This window comes from Pseudomonas sp. GW821-FHT02C04 (assembly GCF_059421845.1).
This window is the reverse complement of sequence record NZ_JBWKVT010000008.1, coordinates 197,082-217,317: the sequence shown is the minus strand read 5'-3', so window position 1 is coordinate 217,317 and position 20,236 is coordinate 197,082. Positions and strand designations below refer to the sequence as shown.

The window sequence follows — 20,236 nt, the reverse complement described above, 5'->3', positions numbered from 1 at the left end:
TCTTTTACAGCAGGCCTTTTATCAACAACTCGGCCACTTGCACCGCGTTGAGGGCCGCACCTTTGCGTACGTTATCTGACGTCAGCCACAGATTTAGTTCCGACGGCTCGTCGACACCGCTACGCACCCGTCCGACATAGACCACGTCCTGGCCCACCGCGTCACCGACGGCGGTCGGATAATCGCCGGCTTCAACCAGTTCGATGCCATCAGCGGCTTCAAGGGCGGCATTGACCTTTTCCAGGTCGACCGCGCTCGCTGACTGCAAGGTCACGCTAAAGCTATCGCCAAAAAACACCGGGGCTTGAACGCAAGTTGCGGAAATCTTTAATAAAGGCTTGGCCAGCACCTGACGCAACTCGCGCACCAGACGTTTTTCCAGCAGCGTGTGGCCTTGAGCGTCCGGCGTACCGACCTGAGCCAGCAGGTTGAAAGCCATCTGCCGGTCGAAGAATGTCGGCTCCAGCGGGCGCATGTTCAGCAGCTCGGCAGTCTGGCGCGCCAGTTCGGTCACCGCTTCGCGGCCCTGGGCGGAAACCGCCAGATTGGCGGTGACATGCACGTATTGCAGCTCGATCAGATCAAGCAGCGGCGCCAGCACCACGGCCAAAGTGGTCGCCGACGGGCTCGGGCTGCTGACCTGGAACGGCACTTTCAAACCGGCCAGCACCTCGGCATTGGCTTCCGGCACCACTTGCGGCGCCTGATCCGCCGGCAACGCACCGGACAGATCGACCAGCGAGCAACCCGCCGCGTGAGCGCGGGCGGCGTAACTCAGGGTGATGGCCGGGCCGGCGGCGAAGAACGCCAGCTTGACCTTGCTGAAATCGAACTCGTCGACTTCGCGCACTCGCACGTTCTTGTTGCGATAAAGCACCGAGCTGCCGGCGGATTCGCTGCTGGCCAACAGGTGCAAGGTGCCGACCGGGAAGTCGCGTTCTTCGAGAATCTGCACAAGGGTTTCGCCGACAGTACCGGTGGCGCCGATCACGGCAATATCAAGGGTCTGGGTCATGGTGCTGCCTCTGGCGAAACGGGGGGAGCGGCACTTTACCGGGTGGCCGCCATGCAGGCAAAAAAAACCCGCGCCTCTCGCAAGGCGCGGGTTCTTTCATGGCATCAAGCGATCAACGCTCAAGCAGGATCCGCAGCATGCGACGCAGCGGTTCGGCCGCGCCCCACAGCAGTTGGTCGCCGACGGTGAAGGCACCAACGAACTGCGAACCCATGTTCAGCTTGCGCAGACGACCGACCGGTACGTTCAGGGTGCCGGTGACTTTCGTCGGGCTCAGCTCCTGCATGCTGATTTCGCGCTGGTTTGGCACCAGTTTGACCCAAGGGTTGTGCTGGCTGATCAGCCCTTCGATGTCGGCGATCGGCACGTCTTTGTTCAGCTTGATGGTCAGCGCCTGGCTGTGGCAGCGCATGGCGCCGATGCGCACGCAGATACCGTCGACCGGGATCGGGCTCTTGAAGCGACCGAGGATCTTGTTGGTCTCTGCCTGGGCCTTCCACTCTTCGCGGCTCTGGCCGTTCGGCAGTTCCTTGTCGATCCACGGGATCAGACTGCCGGCCAGCGGTACGCCGAAGTTTTCGGTCGGGTACGCGTCGCTGCGCATGGCCTCGGCCACACGACGGTCGATGTCGAGGATCGCGCTGGCCGGATCAGCCAGTTGATCGGCGACAGCAGCGTGGGTCGCGCCCATCTGCTTGATCAGTTCACGCATGTTCTGCGCGCCGGCACCGGACGCCGCCTGATAGGTCATGGCGCTCATCCACTCGACCAGACCGGCCTCGAACAGACCGCCCAGGCCCATCAGCATCAGGCTGACGGTGCAGTTGCCGCCGATGTAGTTCTTGGTGCCCGCGTCGAGCTGCTGGTCGATGACCTTGCGGTTGACCGGGTCGAGGATGATGACGGCGTCGTCGTTCATCCGCAGGCTCGAGGCCGCGTCGATCCAGTAACCCTGCCAGCCGGCTTCGCGCAGCTTCGGGAACACTTCGCTGGTGTAGTCGCCGCCCTGGCAGGTCAGGATCACGTCGAGGGTCTTCAGCTCATCAATGCTGTAAGCGTCCTTGAGCGGAGCAATGTCCTTGCCCACGGACGGGCCTTGGCCACCGACGTTGGAAGTGGTGAAAAACACCGGCTCGATAAGATCGAAATCCTGCTCTTCCAGCATCCGCTGCATGAGCACGGAACCGACCATGCCGCGCCAACCGATCAGACCTACACGTTTCATCGCAACTACACCTTCTTGAAAAGTGGGCCGCTGCTTTGTCTTGAATTTCGCAGCGGGCCCGAGAGATTACAGATTCCGCAGCGCGGCGACTACTGCGTCACCCATTTCCTGCGTACCGACTTTAGTGCAACCGGTCGAAAAGATGTCGCCGGTGCGCAGCCCTTGATCCAGCACCACGCTGACCGCTTTCTCGATGGCATCGGCCGCTTCGTGCAGATTGAAGCTGTAACGCAGCATCATCGACACCGACAGAATGGTCGCCAGCGGGTTGGCGATGCCTTTACCGGCGATGTCCGGCGCCGAACCGTGGCAAGGCTCGTACATGCCCTTGTTGTGGGCGTCCAGCGAAGCCGACGGCAGCATGCCGATGGAACCGGTGAGCATCGACGCTTCGTCGGACAGGATGTCGCCGAACATGTTGTCGGTGACGATCACGTCGAACTGCTTCGGTGCACGCACCAGTTGCATGGCGGCGTTGTCGACGTACATGTGGCTCAGTTCGACTTCAGGGTAATCCTTGGCCACCTGCTCGACCACTTCACGCCACAGTTGGCTGGACGCCAGCACGTTGGCCTTGTCCACCGAGCACAGCTTCTTGCCACGAACCATGGCCATGTCGAAACCGACGCGGGCGATGCGGCGGATTTCGCTTTCGCTGTACGGCAGCGTGTCGTAGGACTGACGCTCGCCGTTTTCCAGGGTACGGGTGCCACGCGGCGCGCCGAAGTAGATGCCGCCGGTCAACTCACGGACGATCAGGATGTCCAGGCCAGCAACGATTTCCGGCTTCAGGCTCGATGCGTCAGCCAGTTGCGGGTACAGGATCGCCGGGCGCAGGTTGCCGAACAGGCCCAGTTGCGCACGGATTTTCAGCAGGCCGCGCTCAGGGCGAATGTCACGCTCGATGGTGTCCCATTTCGGGCCGCCCACGGCGCCCAGCAGCACGGCGTCGGCAGCGCGAGCGCGATCGAGGGTTTCGTCGGCCAGCGGTACGCCGTGCTTGTCGATGGCCGCGCCACCGATCACGTCATGGCTCAGCTCGAAGCCCAGGCTGTACTTGTCGTTGGCCAGCTCCAGCACCTTGACCGCTTCGGCCATGATTTCCGGACCAATACCGTCGCCTGGGAGAATCAGAATCTGCTTGCTCATGCTTTCCTCGTGTCTTCAGTCGGTGCGCCATCGACAGGCGCGCCCGGAAAAATACTTATCGTTCCAAGATTACTTTTCAGCCCAGAGCACCAGTACATCTGTACTGAACGAACCATCGGCCTCAATCTCAAAATATTCGCGCACTTCGTTGCCCATCGACTGCTGCAACTGGCGGATCGCGGCGCGCATCACTTCGGGTGTGCGCATGCGTTCGACCCAGCTGTTGTACTCCAGACGCAGGCGCTGACGCGTGGTGCTACGGGTGTGCAGACCGGCCTCGCTGACCTGGCGCAGCCACTCACCGGCAGAATAATCGCGCACATGGCTGGTGTCGCGCAGCACTTCGACGCTCTGCAGGTAGGTGTCGAACAACGGGCTGCCCGGTGACAGCACGTCGATGAACGCCGCCACGCCACCAGGTTTCAGCACCCGACGCACTTCGCGCAGGGCCAGGCCGAGATCACTCCAGTGGTGCGCCGAATAACGGCTGAACACGAAATCGAACTCGCCATCGGCGAACGGCAGGTGCTCGGCGGCACCGTTGACCGTGGACACATTGCTCAAACCGCGATCAACGGCAGCCGCAGCCACCACGTCGAGCATCTGCTGCGACAGGTCGTAGGCCACCACTTCTTTCACCAGCGAAGCGACGTGAAAACTCACGTGCCCGGCGCCACAACCCAAGTCCAGCACCCGAGCCTCGCCCTGCCCCGCCAGCTCAGCCTGTAGCAGTGCAAATTCAGTGCCTTGAGCGTGAACGGCGCTGCTCAGGTAGGCGGCGGCCTGTTCACCGAATTGCTTTTGTACAACCTGACTGTGCTGGGCGGTGCTGGTCATGAGTACTTCCTTCGTTGGGGTTTCAACCTTTCAAATTCACGCGTCGCGGAACAACCACGGCTGACTAGCGCGATGCTTGCTTTCAAACGCCGCGATCGCATCGCCGTCCTGCAAGGTCAGGCCGATGTCGTCCAGACCGTTGAGCAGGCAGTGCTTGCGGAACGCGTCGATCTCGAAGCAGTACACCTTGCCGTTCGGGCTGGTCACGGTCTGTTCGTGCAGATCGATCTGCAACTGATAGCCCGGCGCGGCCTCGACCTGTTTGAACAGTTCGTCGACTTCGGCATCGCTCAAGATGATCGGCAACAAGCCGTTCTTGAAGCTGTTGTTGAAGAAGATGTCGGCGTAGCTCGGCGCGATGATGCTGCGGAAACCGTATTCTTCCAGCGCCCACGGCGCGTGTTCACGGCTGGAGCCGCAACCGAAGTTCTCGCGGGCCAGCAACACGCTGGCGCCTTGATAACGCTCGGCGTTGAGCACGAATTCCTTGTTCAGCGGACGCTTGGAGTTGTCCTGATACGGCTGACCCACATCAAGGTAACGCCACTCGTCGAACAGGTTCGGACCGAAACCGGTGCGTTTGATCGACTTCAGAAACTGCTTCGGGATGATCTGGTCAGTGTCGACGTTGGCACGATCCAGAGGTGCGACAAGGCCGGTGTGCTGGGTAAAAGCTTTCATGCTGCGCTCCTCAGATCAATTCACGAACGTCGATGAAACGACCGTTCACCGCCGCCGCAGCGGCCATGGCCGGGCTGACGAGGTGGGTACGGCCACCGGCGCCCTGACGGCCTTCAAAGTTACGGTTGGACGTCGAGGCGCAATGCTCGCCGGACTCCAAACGGTCCGGGTTCATCGCCAGGCACATCGAGCAACCCGGCTCGCGCCATTCGAAACCGGCTTCGAGGAAGATCTTGTCCAGACCTTCGGCCTCAGCCTGCGCCTTCACCAGACCCGAACCCGGCACCACGATGGCCTGCTTGATGGTCGATGCAACCTTGCGGCCCTTGGCAATCACGGCTGCAGCGCGCAAGTCTTCGATCCGCGAGTTGGTGCAGGAACCGATGAATACGCGGTCGAGCTGAATGTCGGTGATCGCCTGATTGGCGGTCAAACCCATGTATTTCAAGGCGCGGACGATCGAGTCGCGCTTGACCAGGTCCATCTCTTTGGCCGGATCCGGCACGTTCTGATCAACGGCCAACACCATTTCCGGCGAAGTGCCCCAGCTGACTTGCGGCTTGATCTGCGCAGCGTCGAGTTCGACCACGGTGTCGAAATGCGCGTCGGCGTCGGACACCAGGTCTTTCCAGGATTCGACAGCCAGATCCCACTCGGCGCCTTTCGGTGCGAACGGACGGCCCTTGACGTAATCCACAGTTTTTTGGTCCGCCGCCACCAGCCCCACACGGGCGCCAGCTTCGATGGACATGTTGCAGATGGTCATGCGGCCTTCGACGGACAAGTCGCGGATGGCGCTGCCGGCGAATTCGATGGCGTGGCCATTACCGCCGGCAGTACCGATCTTGCCGATCACGGCGAGGACGATGTCCTTGGCGGTCACACCGAACGGCAATTGGCCTTCGACGCGCACCAGCATGTTCTTCATTTTCTTGGCGACCAGGCACTGAGTGGCGAGCACGTGCTCGACCTCGGAAGTGCCGATCCCGTGAGCCAAGGCGCCGAACGCGCCGTGGGTCGAGGTGTGCGAGTCGCCGCAGACCACGGTCATGCCCGGCAAGGTCGCGCCCTGCTCCGGGCTGATCACGTGGACGATGCCCTGGCGGACGTCGTTCATCTTGAATTCGACGATGCCGTATTCATCGCAGTTGTCGTCGAGGGTCTGAACCTGCAAACGCGAGACCTGGTCGGCAATCGCAGCGATGCCGCCCTTGCGCTCCGGGGTGGTCGGTACGTTGTGGTCCGGGGTCGCGATGTTGGCATCGATACGCCACGGCTTGCGCCCGGCCAGACGCAGGCCTTCGAAGGCTTGCGGCGAGGTCACTTCGTGGATGATGTGACGATCGATGTAGATCAGCGCCGAACCATCGTCGCGCTGCTTGACCAAATGCGAATCCCAGAGCTTGTCGTAGAGCGTTTTGCCGGCCATCAGACGTTTCCTCATCAGCTTGTTTCTATGCCCTGGGCTTATCAATAACCCTTTGGCTTGTGAGGCCGATCCTATGGGGTTAGATTGAATAACTCAAATTCATATTTTTTATGCTTTGGATAACCAACTGGAATACGAACATGGATCTGGCCAACCTCAACGCTTTTATCGCCATCGCCGAGTCCGGGAGCTTCTCCGGCGCCGGTGAACGCCTGCACCTGACGCAACCGGCGATCAGTAAACGCATCGCCGGGCTGGAGCAGCAATTGAATGTGCGGCTGTTCGACCGACTGGGCCGCGAAGTGGGCCTGACCGAGGCCGGCCGGGCCCTGCTGCCACGGGCTTATCAGATTCTCAATGTGCTCGATGACACGCGCCGCGCCCTGACCAACCTGACCGGCGAAGTGACCGGTCGTCTGACACTGGCCACCAGTCACCACATCGGCCTGCACCGTTTGCCGCCCTTATTAAGGGAGTACACCCGCCGCTACCCACAGGTGGCGCTGGATATTCAGTTCCTCGACTCGGAAGTGGCCTACGAAGAAATTCTCCATGGCCGCGCAGAACTGGCGGTCATTACCCTGGCACCGGAGCCGCACACACTGGTCAAGGCCACGCCGGTCTGGGATGACCCGCTGGATTTCGTGGTCGCCCCGGAACACACCTTGATCAGCAACGGCGCTGTCACATTGGCGGACATTGCCGGCCATCCGGCGGTTTTCCCCGGCGGCAACACCTTTACCCACCATATTGTCCAACGTCTGTTCGAGGCACAGGGGCTGACGCCGAACATCGCCATGAGCACTAACTACCTGGAAACCATCAAGATGATGGTGTCGATTGGCCTGGCGTGGAGCGTTTTGCCGCGCACCATGCTCGATGAACAGGTGGCGCGCATACCTTTGCCGGGCATACAGCTCACTCGCCAGCTAGGCTATATCCTGCACACCGAACGGACGCTGTCGAATGCTGCACGGGCGTTTATGGCCCTGCTGGACGCTCAAATCGATCTGCCAGGGAATCACGGCTGACTTGTGCTACTCCTATAGAGCTGCCGTCCCTGTGCCTAATGCCCAAATCAGCTCAAGGCCCCTTAACAATGCCGAAATCTGTTGACCGTATTCCGCCGATGCCGCGTATTCAGGCCATTGATCCACGGCGTTCCGAGCAGAGCTGGGAGAGCGCGCCGCAATTGCTCGCGGCGCTCAATGGCGCCCGGCTCGGCGCCTGGTATTGGGACATCGAACGCGGGCAGATCAGTTGGTCGCGGGGCACTCAGGCCTTGTTCGGCTTCGATCCACGGCAGCCGTTGCCCGAAGACCTGGAATACCTCGACCTGCTGCCGCCGGAAGACCGGGCGAAAACCGTTCGCGCCTTCCACGCGGTCATCGCCGGCGCGCCGCTGGAACAGGCGATGCACCACCGCATCCGCTGGCCCGATGGCAGCCTGCACTGGCTGGAGATCAATGGCAGCCTGCTGCCGGACAAGCATGGCCGGCCCCGAATGATCGGGGTGATCCGTGAGATCACCCACCAGCGGCAACGGGAACAGGCCCTCACCAGTTCGGAAAAACGTTTCGCCACACTGTTTCATCTGTGCCCGAACATGGTGCTGCTGACCCGCCAGGAAGACGGCCTGATCAGCGAGGCCAACCAGTATTTCGAAAGCCTGTTCGGCTGGCCAGTGCAGAGCGCCATCGGTCGAACCACCCTGGAGCTGGGCCTGTGGGTGCATCCCGAGCAACGGGCGGAGCTGGTCAAGAAGACCAAGGCCAAGGGCGAGCTGATCAGCATGGAAGTGCAGTTCCGCGCCAGCAACGGTCAAGTCCATGACGGCATTCTCAGCGCACAGAAGGTCGAACTCGAAGGCCAGCCGTACCTGTTGAGCACGTTTCTCGACACCACCGAACGCAAAGCCGCCGAGCACGCGCTCAAGGACAGCCAGGAACGCCTCGACCTGGCGCTGGACTCGGCCCAGCTCGGCACCTGGGACTGGCACATTCCCAGCGGCATGCTCTACGGCTCGGCCCGGGCCGCGCAATTGCACGGGCTGGAGCCTATTCCGTTTCACGAATCCTTTGACGAGTTCTTTGAGGGCGTGCCCGGCGAGGAACGCGACAGCATGCGCGACGCCTACCGCAGTCTGCGCGAGGGCCCAGCGGGCAATTATCAGCTGACTTATCGCGTGCAACTGCCGGACGGCAGCTCGCGCTACCTGGAAAGCCGCGCCCGCCTCTATCGCGATGAAAACGGCGCGCCGCTGCGCATGGCGGGCACCCTGCTGGACATCACCGATCAGGTCGAACGCGAACAACGGCTGGTGGCTTCGGAAGAGAAGTTCGCCACGCTGTTCCAGGTCAGCCCCGACCCGATCTGCGTGACCCGCCAGGAAACCGGGGAATTCATTGAGATCAACTCCAGTTTCACCCAGACCTTCGGCTGGAGCGCCACCGATGTCATCGGCCATACCGCCGAAGAAATCGGCCTGTGGGATGCCTCGGCGAAAAGCCTGCAACGCATCGAACGGGTGATCCGCGAACAGGGCCTGAGCAATGTCGCGATCATCGTCCAGCACAAGGATGGCCAGTCGCTGACCTGTGTGATTTCCAGCCGTCAGATCAGCGTCGGCAATCAGCCGTGCATCGTCACCACGCTGCGCGACATTACCCAGCAACAACGCTCGGAAGCGGCCCTCAAGGCCAGTGAAGAGAAGTTCGCCAAGGCGTTTCACTCCAGCCCCGACGCCATCACCATTACCGAACGCGACACCGGGCGTTATCTGGAGGTCAACGATGGTTTCTGTCGCCTCACCGGTTATCGCGCCGACGAAGTGGTGGGCAAAACCGTGTATCAGGTCGGCATCTGGGCCGAGGAAAAACAGCGCTCGGGGCTGCTCGCAGAGCTACAGATCAAGGGCCGCGTGCACCATCAGGAAATGCTCGGGCGCAACAAGCGCGGGGAATTGCTGACGGTCGAGGTTTCGGTCGAGCCGATCACCCTCAACGAAACCGCGTGCCTGCTGATGACCGCCCGGGACGTCAGCCTGCTGAAGAACGCCGAAGCGCAGATCCGTCATCTGGCCTATCACGACCCGCTGACCAACCTGCCCAACCGTGCGTTGCTGATGGATCGTCTGAGTCAGCAGATCGCCCTGCTCAAACGCCACAATTTGCGCGGCGCACTGCTGTTTCTCGACCTTGACCACTTCAAACACATCAACGATTCGCTCGGCCATCCGGTCGGCGACACAGTGTTGAAGATCATCACCGCGCGCCTCGAAGCCAGTGTGCGCATGGAAGACACCGTGGCGCGGCTCGGCGGCGATGAATTCGTGGTGCTGCTCAGCGGCCTGGAAGGCACCCGCAACGAAGTCAGCGGCCAGGTGCGCGAGCTGGCCGACACCATTCGCGAATTGCTCTCGGAGCCGATGTTCCTCGACGGTCAGCGCCTGCAAGTGACGCCGAGCATCGGTGTGGCGTTGATACCCGATCACGGCTCGACCCCGACCGACCTGCTCAAACGCGCCGACATCGCGCTGTACCGGGCCAAGGATTCCGGGCGCAACACCACGCAGATGTACCACAACACCATGCAGAAAGCGGCCAGTGAACGGCTGCGCATGGAGACCGACTTGCGTCTGGCGTTGTCCCGTGGCGAATTCAACGTGCATTTCCAGCCGCAAGTGGACGCCCGGGACAACCGCATCATCGGCGCCGAAGCGCTGGTGCGCTGGAATCACCCGGAGCTCGGCGCGCAATCGCCGACCGAGTTCATCAAGGTGCTGGAAGACAGCGGGCTGATACTTGAGGTCGGCACCTGGATCCTCGATGAGGCCTGCGATGCCTTCAAACAACTGATCGCCGAAGGCCTGATCGATCCTCTGGCGTTCAGCCTGTGCGTGAACATCAGCCCCCGGCAGTTCCGCCAGAACGACTTCGTCGAACGCATCGAACACAGCATGACCAGCCACGGCCTGCCCTGCTCGCTGCTGAAACTGGAGATCACCGAAGGCATCGTGATCCAGAACCTGGAAGACACCATCAGCAAGATGCGCCGCCTGAAAAAACTCGGCGTGAGCTTCGCCATGGACGACTTCGGCACTGGCTATTCATCACTGACCTATCTGAAACGCCTGCCGGTGGACACGTTGAAGATCGATCAGTCGTTCATCCGCGACGCCACCAGCGACCCCAACGACGCCGAGATCATTCGCGCTATCGTCGCCATGGCCCGCAGCCTGGAACTGGAAGTGATCGCCGAAGGCGTGGAAACCCCGGAGCAGCTGGAGTTCCTGCAAGGGCTGGGTTGCCATTTGTATCAGGGCTATCTGCACAGTCGGCCGGTGGCGCTGGAGGTATTGAAAGGCTTGCTGGTTTGACCGGAACGCCTGCGGTTGCTGACCGCAGGCATCGACGTCAGGCCAGTAATTGCCAGGGTTGGCGGCAACCTGTAGGGTCGCGTTTTTTCGCGCCGTTTCGAGATCGATCATGCAGGATGCAACCCTCCCCCGCCCGGCCCTGCTGGGCATTGACCTTGGTACCACCAACAGTTTGATCGCCGTCTGGCAGGACGGTCAGGCCCGGTTGATCCCCAACGCCCTCGGCGAGGTACTCACGCCTTCCGTCGTCAGCCTCGATGAAGACGACAGCATTCTGGTCGGCAAAGCCGCCCGCGCCCGACTGACCACTCACCCGGAACGCACAGCGGCGGCGTTCAAGCGATTCATGGGCAGTGAAAAACGTCTGGAACTGGGTGGGCGCTCATTCAGCCCGGAAGAGCTCTCGGCGCTGGTGATCGGTTCGCTCAAACAGGATGCCGAGGCTTTTCTCGGCCATCCGGTGACTGAAGCGGTGATTTCCGTGCCGGCGTATTTCAGCGACGAGCAACGCAAACGCACGCTGTTCGCTGCCGAACTGGCAGGGCTGAAAGTCTCCCGACTGATCAACGAACCGACTGCCGCCGCCATGGCCTACGGGCTGCATGAACAGAAATTCGAACGCACGCTGATCTTCGATCTGGGCGGCGGGACTTTCGATGTCACGGTGCTGGAATATGCGTTGCCGCTGATCGAGGTGCATGCCTCTACCGGTGACAACTTCCTGGGTGGCGAAGACTTTACCGCCGCCTTGCTGCAGGCGTGCCTCAGCGAATGGCAACTGACGCCCGCCATGATCGACGCGCAGGGCATGGCCAGCTTGAGCGATGCGCTGGAACAGCTCAAATGCAAACTCGGTGAAGGCACCCGGCACCTGAACTGGCGATATGCCGACAGGACGTTCGAATGGTCGCTGGACGAAACCCGCGCGATAAAAATCTGGGAACCTCTTCTGGCCCGCTTGCGCGCACCGATCGAGCAAGCCCTGCGCGATGCCCGCCTAAAACCCCGAGACCTCGACAGCCTGGTGCTGGTGGGCGGCGCCACACGGATGCCGGCGGTGCAGCAAATGGTGGCCACGCTCTTCGGACGCCTGCCTTACCGCCACCTCGACCCGGACACGATTGTCGCACTGGGTGCGGCGACGCAAGCGGCGTGCAAGGCGCGGGACGGTGCGGTTGAAGAGTTGATTCTGACCGATGTCTGCCCTTACACCCTGGGGATTTCGACCAACCGTGGTGAAGGTATCAGTGGTGCTTTTTCGCCGATTATCGAGCGCAACACCGTTATTCCGACCTCACGGGTACAGCGCTACTCCACAACGTTTGCACAACAGACCGAGATCCGCATTGCGGTTTATCAGGGTGAGCGCCCGTGGGTGCGCGACAACATCTTCATTGATTCCTTTGATGTGCAGTTCAAGCCCAGCGAACACATTCAGAGCCTGGATGTACGCTTCAGCTATGACATCAATGGCCTGCTGGAAGTGGACGTCACCCTGCTCGACAGTGGCGAACGTCACAGCCACAGTATCGACCGCAGTCCGACCGGGCTCGACGAGCAGGCTCGGCAAGACAGCCGTGAACGGCTTTCTACCCTGAAAGTCCACCCTCGCGATTCGCTACCCAACCGCACATTGCTGGCACGCCTTGAACGCGCCTGGATGCAGAGCCTCGGCAATGAACGCGAACGCATTGCCGACTGGATGGACACCTTCAACGCCGTGCTCGGCGGCCAGCAACCCAGGGAGATTGCCAGCCATCGATCACAGCTCGAGAAGGCGCTCGATGAACTGCATCTCTAACCGTTGAGCCGACGCAGCGTAGCCTGCAAGCCGCCGGGCAGCATGTCTTCACCGGCGCTGTCCGGCGGCACACCATAACGGTTGGGCAGCTTGTCACCGGGAAACGCAAACAGCATCAACGGCAGAAACGGCAACACCGGCGACAGGCAGAGCAGGATCAACAACGTCGGGATGCCCCGCCCCATGTCATGCAAACGTCGCAGTATGGCCCCAAGCAAGAACACACCGCCCAGCAGCAATACGGCAATTCCGGAAAACGGTGTGCCGCTGAGCAAAGCCGCCAGCGGCGTCACCAACAACGAGCCGAGCACCTGCCAGAAGAACGGCCCGCGCGCGAGGCGAGTATTCAGGCGCCAGAAGGCCACAGGCGATGCCGGACGACTGTCGGCCCGGGCCAGCAGCAAGCGTTCCGACCACGACAACAATGCACTGAACGCCAGACGCAGACCGAACCCATGGTCCGGGTTGTCCTTGGCGCGCTGCATGCGCAGCAAAATCTTCTGTCGCGGCACCCCGGCGCTGCCGTAGCGCACCAACCCTTTGAGCGCATCGAGGGCCAGGTAAAAGGTCTCGCTGTGGATACCTTCATACTCCGTCAACGCCTGTGATGGCGGGTGCGTCGGCTCGCCCTTGATCAGACTGTGACGGAAACCGTCGAACCAGTCCTGTGAGTTGATGATCTCGGTTGTCCTTTCGAGCAAATAGCGGCGCTGCTGCGCATCCATCAATGGATCGTGATACAGCACACCCGTCAGCAGCATGCGTCCGAGCACGTCATCACTGAACGCACCCAGGTCGCTGTGCACACAATCATACAAGCGGTCATTGCTCAGTAATCGCACGCTGTCGAGTGCTTGCTGGACGCCCATCAATTGCCGGGCAAGTACGGCATGCACCGGGTCTTCGACCTGCAACCAGCCAAGCAAACCGTTGAGATCTCCCTGCTCGCGATAAAGACGCCGCAACAGCGGTTGCAACCGACTGGCTGGCTGGGCCGAATCGAACGGCAGGTGTTCCAGCGTCAGATCACCCGTCAAGCTCAGCCAGCGTTCCGGCTCGCTGAGCAATGCCAACAGATATAGGGTGCTGGCGTGCCATTGCCACACCGCCTCTCCCGAGCCGACAGGTGGCAATGCCACGCCTCGATCACTCAATTGGGTCAGCACACTCAGCACCGCCAGCTCGCCGGCCGTGTACGTGTCGCCCAAGGAGAACGCCTGCTCGATTCGCTCCAGCGCTACCGGGCTGTATGCTCGCAACCTGCGCAGCCATGCAAGGCAGACTTTGTGGCCGCTGCCTTTCTCCAGCGCTTCGGGCAGGTGCGTTTGCTGTGAACCCTCATCGATAAACGCGCCCATCGTCAGCGGGATCGGCCCATGACTCAACCAGCGCAAATGCTGTCGGGCTTGAGACCTGAACCCGCTCAGAACCAGTTCTTCAAGTGCATCGATGGCCGGAGGCTGATCGACCAACTGTTGTAACAGTTGCACATCGCCTCGATGCAGGGCCCAGGCGTGTCGATAAAGCTGCTGCAGTCGAACATCGTCGTGCGCGCCCAACAGCAACGCGAGCAAAGGCAATTCGTCGTCGGCCATCCGCCAGTTCAAAAACGCCTTGGCCAGGCCCTGAGTCTGGTCCGGGCCAATGCCCATCCAGCGAGCCAGGGTTTCGGGCCGGAGCGATGGACTGCCGTAGGCTTGAGTGGCATCCCCCAGATCAAAGGCCCAATCGCGAAAATCACCGAGACGGTCGAAGGCCTGAATCAACAAAGGAAAAAAATCCGGCTGACGCCTGGCGCACAAGGCCAACAACTCGCTCTCGGCCTTCGGGTGCCGGTGTTCCTGCCAGAGTTGCACCCAGCACGCAAATGCCTCGTCCTCCAGCCCCAGCAGGCTGTTCTGACAGGCCAGCAGGTACAGCGAATCCACGTCATTCGGCGTTTCACGCTGTAGCTCGACGCAGAACTGCCGCAGCCCCTCACCCCCAATGCCAGCCTGAGTGAACTGCACGACCAGACGCTTGATCGACGCCGTGTGATCCGGCAATGGCAGGCAGGTGTGCCGACTGACAAAGCGGTCGAACTCCTGCAGCGAGCGCTGATTGAAGATCATATCCAGGGTGTGCAAATACCAAAGGCTTTCGGTCTGTGCAGCGGCGGACCAATCCCCCATCAACGCCATATCGAACGGGTCGGGCTTATTGATCTGATCGAGAAAGTCTTCCGCCTGCCGAGCCTGCTCGAAGCCCAGGGTCATCAACTGATGTTCCCAGCCCATATAGCCGACGAGTACGCTGGCGCAACGGTGCGACAACAGATCGGCGTTGAACATCTGGCCAAACAGCGCCCAGCGCAGGTCGTCGAGCACGCCAAGCGGCAGTTGATCCAGGGTTTTGACAAAGCTCTGCCAGGCCTGCGGATCAAAACGCTGCGCCGGGTCGTTCAACAGATTGTCAAAGTCGGCAAGGGCCTGAGGCACTTCCGAAACCACGGTTTCAGACACTTCAAGTGCTTCTTCGCGAGCAAAGCGAATCGCACTTTCGTATGCCTGACGCAGTGCCTGGAATCCTTCAGGGTCGGATTCCGGATGATGCTCCGGCAGCCGTGCGCGGTAGGCATCTCGAATCAACGATTCATCGTCGGTGGGTTCGATACCCAAACGTATCCAGCAACTCATGACCAGTCGAACTCCTCAAGAGATACCGGACGCTGGGGCAAGTCGAGCTCCAGATGCCAAGGCAGGTTGTCCAGAAAAACCGGCATGTTCTGCGCAAGCCCACGGGCCACTTGCACGCTGTTCGATTGCTCGCCCTGCCGATCCAGCTCGAAAGCAAAGGTGTCATCACCTTTGCTTTCACACCCCCAGAACCCGCGACCGAAAAGGAATCCGTTGAAATACGATTTCCAGCTGCTGTAGTGATACTGGGCCCTGACCGCCAACCGCCCGTGCAACCACGCGCTTTCAGTCGGATCAATCCACTGGTTGCGCACCGCGCAGCGCAACAGAAACCCCATGCGACCATAGTCCCAGGCCAGAATGCCGCCGGGTCCGCAGTCACCAAAGGTGCGACTGGCGTAATCGTGCAGAACGCGCTCACGCGGCTCGAGGGTTTCCATCAATGCGTGCCATTCGCCGGGCAGACAACGCTGCCAGGCCTGATAGGCACCATTGAGATGTCTGGCATGACCGTTGTCGGTCATGCGTTTGAACATGCTCAATAATTGCGGGCGGTCATTGATTCCCCAACTGCATTGCAAGTCGATGAATTGTGGATCGGCGTAAAACGCTGGCTCGTCGTATTCGGCGCGAGGATTGAGCGCCACCATCGGCGCAGAGAGGGCGCACAGCCAGCGCTGTTGAATATCGTCCATGAAAAAGGCTCCGGGCCGACCGGTAAGGATGGGGGTCGGCAAAACTGCGGCGGATTGTAGAGAAACCATCGCTGGCGGCAAAGCCGAACTGCAGTTTTCCTGCGCCCACAAAAAAGGCCCCGACGTATCGGGGCCTTCATTCAGCGACTCATCGCCTGTTCAGACGATTTGTTTCTGCAAGTGAATCAGTGTTGCAGCGCCGGTTTCTGCGTCCCGTTGATCGGGATGCGTTTGGCTTTCGCCTCTTCCGGGATCACGCGCAACAGATCGATGCTCAGCAGGCCGTTGCTCAGGCCGGCGGCCTTGATCTCGATGTGATCGGCCAGGCGGAAGGACAACTTGAATGCACGCTGGGCAATGCCCTGGTGCAGGAAAGTGACGCCTTCGTTCGCGTCACGCTTGCCGCCACTGATGGTCAGCACGCCTTTCTCGACTTGCAGTTCCAGGTCTTCTTCCTGGAAACCGGCCGCCGCCACGACGATGCGGTATTGATCGTCACCGTGTTTTTCGACGTTGTAAGGCGGATAGCTGCTGCCTGGTTCGTTGCGCAGGGCGGTTTCGAACAGGTCGTTGAAACGGTCGAAGCCTACCGAGGAACGGAACAGTGGCGCGAGGGAAAATGCAGTACTCATGGTTCAAATCTCCTGAAAACAATCAGCAAGGTTTTTTGTCTCCGCGACCCGAATTCGGCATCGCGTAACCCTTAGATAGGGACCTGCGTTTTGTTTTCAAGAGATTATTCGGAGATTTTTTCAGGCGGCTTCGGCGACCGGCAACCCCAGCAAACGCGAGACGTGGTCCGGCTCGGTTTCGCGGCGCAGCACGGTAAACAGCTCGGTGGCCTCGGGATAATTGCGGGTCAGCATCGCCAGCCATTGCTTCAGGCGGCCCGGGGATTGGCGCGCTGTCATCTGTGCCTTGGCTTGCAGCCAGAAGTCCTGGATCAGCGGCAGCAGCTCGGCCCAGGTCATCTCGACGACTTCCTGGCCGGCACGGGCGGCAGCGATCTGACGGGCCAGATCCGGACGCGACACCAGGCCGCGACCGAGCATGATGTCCTCGACGCCGCTGATCTCCCGGCAGCGGCGCCAGTCTTCGACGCTCCAGATGTCACCGTTGGCGAATACCGGCACCTTGACCACGTCCTGCACGCGCGGGATCCACTCCCAATGGGCCGGCGGCTTGTAGCCGTCCATCTTGGTCCGGGCGTGAACCACGATGTGCTCGGCGCCGCCTTCCGCCAGCGCCGTGGCGCAGACCAGCGAGCCGTCGGGGCTGTCGAAACCGAGGCGCATCTTGGCGGTGACCGGAATGTGCGCCGGTACGGCACGCCGCACGTGTTCGACGATCTGGTTGAGCAGCTCCGGCTCCTTGAGCAACACCGCGCCACCACGGGACTTGTTGACAGTCTTGGCCGGGCAGCCGAAGTTCAGGTCGATCACTTCAGAACCCAGTTCACAGGCCAGCGCAGCGTTTTCCGCCAGGCACACCGGATCGGAGCCCAGCAACTGCACACGCAATGGCACGCCGGAAGCTGTACGGGCACCGTTGAGCAATTCAGGGCCGAACTTGTGGAAATAGGCCGGAGTCAGCAACTGGTCGTTGACCCGGATGAACTCGGTCACGCACCAATCGATACCGCCGACACGGGTCAGGACATCGCGCAGGATGTCATCGACCAACCCTTCCATCGGCGCCAGAGCAATTTGCATGGGAAACACACACTCAAGGAAAAACGTGCGGCAGTTTACTGGGTTTCGCGGGTTAAACCCATGTCCGCTGTCTGGATTGCCGGGCCGTAGCCGTCGATGAACTCGACGGGCATGCGCTTGGGCCTGCCGGTGGACAGCTCGATGCAGACGAAGGTGGTCTGGGCGCGCAGCAGCGTGGTGTTGTCGCTGGGGCGAATCAGCTGGAAGTGACGGGTCATTTTCAGGCGCTGATCCCAATCGACGATCCAGGTCGCCAATTGCAGTTCATCACCTTCGTAGGCGGCGGCCAGATAATCGATTTCGTGCCGCACTACCGCCATCGCCCGATCCAGACGACGGTACTCGACCAGATCCAGACCCAGCCGCTGCGAGTGACGCCAGGCGCAACGTTCGAGCCAGGAGACGTACACCGCGTTGTTCGCGTGCCCCAACCCGTCGATGTCCTCGGCGCCCACTTGCAGATCAATGGTAAACGGCGTTGCCCGATCCCAGCCCATGCCCTACTCCCGGTCAAATGATTCAACCGGGGCAGTGTAACGGATGACTACGCCGATTGCCGCGCCTGAAGGCTGCGACCGGCCAGCAGTGATAACACGCCATCAATCACCCGAGGGTCGGCCAGCACACGCTGATGACCGCCGGCTTCCAGGCGCAGCAATCGGCTGTCGAACCAGGATTCGTGGATCAGTTGGGATTCTTTGACCGAGACGAAGGTGTCGTCTTCGGCATGCACGATCAGGCCCGGCATATCCAGCTGATAGTGAGCGACATCGAGGGTTGCGGCACGCATTCCGACGTCTTGCTCGACCTGGCGAATGAAGGCAGAACGAGCTTTCGGCGGCATTCCGACGTAGCGGGCAAATCCGCGCAACACGCCCAGGATGCGAGCCGGTGCGGCAATGCTGACCAGGGTTTCGGTGCGCAACCCCAATTGCACCGCGAGCATGGCGCTGGCGCCGCCCATGGAATGGCCGATGACGGCTTGCAGCGGAGGCAGTTCAGCAGCGGCTTCGAGCATGGCCCGGGCAAACAGTACGACGTTGGCTTCGCGCCCTGGCGAACGACCATGGGCCGGACCGTCGAGAGCAACAACGGTGTAACCGGACTCCACCAGCGCTGTGATCAGCGCAGCAAACTGGGTCGGCCGCCCTTCCCAACCATGCATCAGCAGAACCGTCGGGCCTTGCCCCCAGCGCAGCGCGGAGAGGCCGAAACGCAAAGTGATCCGCTCGGATTTCGCCAGCAGCGGCAACTCCCAATCCCGTGGCGCATTGGCGCGAGGGGTCATGAATGCCAGCCGCATTTTGCTTGCCACCAGTTTCGGTGCAAACCAGCCCAAGGTGCCATTAACGCCGCGAACCCACTTCAACGTGCTCATCGCTCTCTCCTCAGGCTCGTTGCCTTCAGGTCAACGCACCGCCGATTTGGCAGCGCGCAGCAATCGATCGGATAAATCACCAGGCCCCAACGCCCTTGAGAGCGCCAGACCACCTACCATCAAGGCCACGTCAGCCAACGTTTTATCGATGTCTTCAGGGCTTGAAGCCAACTGCGCGATCATCAACTCCAGGTGCTCGTTCAGCGCGGTGCGGAACTCTTCCGGCAGCCGTCCCAGCTCACCGATGGACGCCGGGATCGGGCAGGCCGAATCGCTGGAATCACGGTGTTTGCGCGACAGGTAGAACGCAGCCACCAGGGCGCGACGCTCTTCGCCGGTCAATTCAGAGTCCATGTCGGCGATCAGGTCTCGGCGACGCCCCAGCAACTGCTTGAACGCCTCAAGCATCATGGCGTCCTTGCTTTCGAAGTGCGCATAGAAGCCACCGACAGTCAGGCCGGCGGCGCCCATCACTTCACCCACGCTCGGCTCGGCCGGGCCACGCTGGATCAGTGCGGCGCTGGCAGCCTTGAGGATGCGTTCGCGGGTTTGAGCTTTTTTGTCGTTCATCGTTGCCTCCGAATATTACGATTAGAATATTATTCTCATAATAATATTCTGCAAGTCGAAAATATGACCGCTGGTCTGAAGCACAGTTTAAGGAAAAAGGAGATTTGGCCAAACGCCAGACAAACAAAAGGGCCATTCAATAATTGAATGACCCTTATAAATCCCGCAGAGCGGGTAATCGTGGCGTCCCCTAGGGGACTCGAACCCCTGTTACCGCCGTGAAAGGGCGGTGTCCTAGGCCACTAGACGAAGGGGACACAAACCTTCTATACAACTGATCAGTGCTGAGATCTGATCGATTCAAGGCCGGTGTGGCCAGACCTTGAACTGTAAATTGGTGGAGCTAGACGGGATCGAACCGTCGACCTCTTGCATGCCATGCAAGCGCTCTCCCAGCTGAGCTATAGCCCCGGATTTTTCGCCTCGCGGCGGAGCGACATCTTGCAACATCGCTTCTGTAAAACTGGCGTCCCCTAGGGGACTCGAACCCCTGTTACCGCCGTGAAAGGGCGGTGTCCTAGGCCACTAGACGAAGGGGACGCAAACCCTTCTATACAACTGATCAACGCTGAGTGTTGATCGCTTCGAAGCCGGTGTGGCCAGGCTTCGAAGTGTAAATTGGTGGAGCTAGACGGGATCGAACCGTCGACCTCTTGCATGCCATGCAAGCGCTCTCCCAGCTGAGCTATAG

At 60.8% G+C, this 20,236-nt stretch carries 16 protein-coding genes and 3 tRNA genes; 3 read left to right on the top strand and 16 right to left on the bottom strand.

Features of this window, described 5'->3' with window-relative positions; translation table 11 throughout:
• Positions 1–4: 4 nt before the first annotated feature.
• From AC07VV_RS25200 to leuC, 6 genes are all read right to left on the bottom strand, one after another.
• The gene (locus AC07VV_RS25200; RefSeq protein WP_495037783.1) at positions 5–1,015 is read right to left on the bottom strand and encodes an aspartate-semialdehyde dehydrogenase; all 1,011 of its coding nucleotides are present in this window, start codon (positions 1,013–1,015) and stop codon (positions 5–7) included.
• 112 nt (positions 1,016–1,127) lie between these two features.
• Positions 1,128–2,240, bottom strand: a complete 1,113-nt coding sequence (asd, locus tag AC07VV_RS25195) for an aspartate-semialdehyde dehydrogenase (protein ID WP_064363920.1) — start codon at positions 2,238–2,240, stop codon at positions 1,128–1,130.
• A gap of 66 nt (positions 2,241–2,306) precedes the next feature.
• On the bottom strand, positions 2,307–3,389 hold the full coding sequence (gene leuB, locus AC07VV_RS25190; RefSeq protein ID WP_096821197.1) for a 3-isopropylmalate dehydrogenase: 1,083 nt from the start codon (positions 3,387–3,389) through the stop codon (positions 2,307–2,309).
• Between the two features lie 69 nt (positions 3,390–3,458).
• Entirely contained in the window at positions 3,459–4,226 is a 768-nt protein-coding gene (locus AC07VV_RS25185; RefSeq protein ID WP_495037782.1) for a class I SAM-dependent methyltransferase, read from the bottom strand.
• Between the two features lie 36 nt (positions 4,227–4,262).
• Entirely contained in the window at positions 4,263–4,907 is a 645-nt protein-coding gene (gene leuD, locus AC07VV_RS25180; protein ID WP_495037781.1) for a 3-isopropylmalate dehydratase small subunit, read from the bottom strand.
• Between the two features lie 10 nt (positions 4,908–4,917).
• Positions 4,918–6,336, bottom strand: coding sequence for a 3-isopropylmalate dehydratase large subunit (gene leuC / locus AC07VV_RS25175; RefSeq protein ID WP_096821194.1), 1,419 nt, complete (start codon positions 6,334–6,336; stop codon positions 4,918–4,920).
• Between the two features lie 140 nt (positions 6,337–6,476).
• Between leuC and AC07VV_RS25170 the strand changes: the two genes are divergently transcribed.
• From AC07VV_RS25170 to AC07VV_RS25160, 3 genes are all read left to right on the top strand, one after another.
• Complete coding sequence (locus tag AC07VV_RS25170) at positions 6,477–7,367, top strand: LysR family transcriptional regulator (RefSeq protein ID WP_493066262.1); 891 nt, start codon at positions 6,477–6,479, stop codon at positions 7,365–7,367.
• A 68-nt stretch (positions 7,368–7,435) separates the two neighbouring features.
• On the top strand, positions 7,436–10,714 hold the full coding sequence (locus tag AC07VV_RS25165) for a PAS domain S-box protein (protein WP_495037780.1): 3,279 nt from the start codon (positions 7,436–7,438) through the stop codon (positions 10,712–10,714).
• 109 nt (positions 10,715–10,823) lie between these two features.
• Complete coding sequence (locus AC07VV_RS25160) at positions 10,824–12,515, top strand: molecular chaperone HscC (RefSeq protein ID WP_495037779.1); 1,692 nt, start codon at positions 10,824–10,826, stop codon at positions 12,513–12,515.
• On the opposite strand, the gene AC07VV_RS25155 is transcribed toward AC07VV_RS25160, so the two are convergent.
• The 10 genes from AC07VV_RS25155 to AC07VV_RS25110 all read right to left on the bottom strand — a co-directional run bounded on the left by AC07VV_RS25155 (position 12,512) and on the right by AC07VV_RS25110 (position 20,085).
• Positions 12,512–15,190 carry a DUF805 domain-containing protein gene (locus AC07VV_RS25155; RefSeq protein ID WP_495037778.1) on the bottom strand — a complete coding sequence of 893 codons (2,679 nt, stop codon included), beginning with the start codon at positions 15,188–15,190 and terminating at the stop codon, positions 12,512–12,514. The two genes, AC07VV_RS25160 and AC07VV_RS25155, sit on opposite strands and share 4 nt — an antisense overlap.
• Positions 15,187–15,885: a DUF1266 domain-containing protein gene (locus AC07VV_RS25150; protein WP_495037777.1), complete on the bottom strand. Its 699-nt coding sequence runs from the start codon at positions 15,883–15,885 to the stop codon at positions 15,187–15,189. The genes AC07VV_RS25155 and AC07VV_RS25150 overlap by 4 nt, the downstream gene beginning before the upstream one ends.
• Positions 15,886–16,070: 185 nt before the next feature.
• On the bottom strand, positions 16,071–16,517 hold the full coding sequence (locus tag AC07VV_RS25145; protein WP_102621524.1) for an Hsp20 family protein: 447 nt from the start codon (positions 16,515–16,517) through the stop codon (positions 16,071–16,073).
• Positions 16,518–16,637: 120 nt separating this feature from the next.
• Positions 16,638–17,597 (bottom strand): tRNA dihydrouridine synthase, encoded by a 960-nt coding sequence (locus tag AC07VV_RS25140; RefSeq protein WP_495037776.1) that lies wholly within the window; start codon positions 17,595–17,597, stop codon positions 16,638–16,640.
• Between the two features lie 35 nt (positions 17,598–17,632).
• Positions 17,633–18,094: an acyl-CoA thioesterase gene (locus AC07VV_RS25135; RefSeq protein WP_495037775.1), complete on the bottom strand. Its 462-nt coding sequence runs from the start codon at positions 18,092–18,094 to the stop codon at positions 17,633–17,635.
• Between the two features lie 47 nt (positions 18,095–18,141).
• Positions 18,142–18,975, bottom strand: a complete 834-nt coding sequence (locus AC07VV_RS25130) for an alpha/beta fold hydrolase (RefSeq protein WP_495037774.1) — start codon at positions 18,973–18,975, stop codon at positions 18,142–18,144.
• A gap of 30 nt (positions 18,976–19,005) precedes the next feature.
• The gene (locus AC07VV_RS25125) at positions 19,006–19,545 is read right to left on the bottom strand and encodes a TetR/AcrR family transcriptional regulator (protein WP_096821186.1); all 540 of its coding nucleotides are present in this window, start codon (positions 19,543–19,545) and stop codon (positions 19,006–19,008) included.
• 181 nt (positions 19,546–19,726) lie between these two features.
• A tRNA-Glu gene (locus tag AC07VV_RS25120) sits at positions 19,727–19,802 on the bottom strand.
• Positions 19,803–19,880: 78 nt separating this feature from the next.
• Positions 19,881–19,956: transfer RNA gene (locus AC07VV_RS25115), tRNA-Ala, on the bottom strand.
• A 53-nt stretch (positions 19,957–20,009) separates the two neighbouring features.
• Positions 20,010–20,085 (bottom strand) — tRNA-Glu (locus AC07VV_RS25110).
• Positions 20,086–20,236 lie beyond the last annotated feature (151 nt).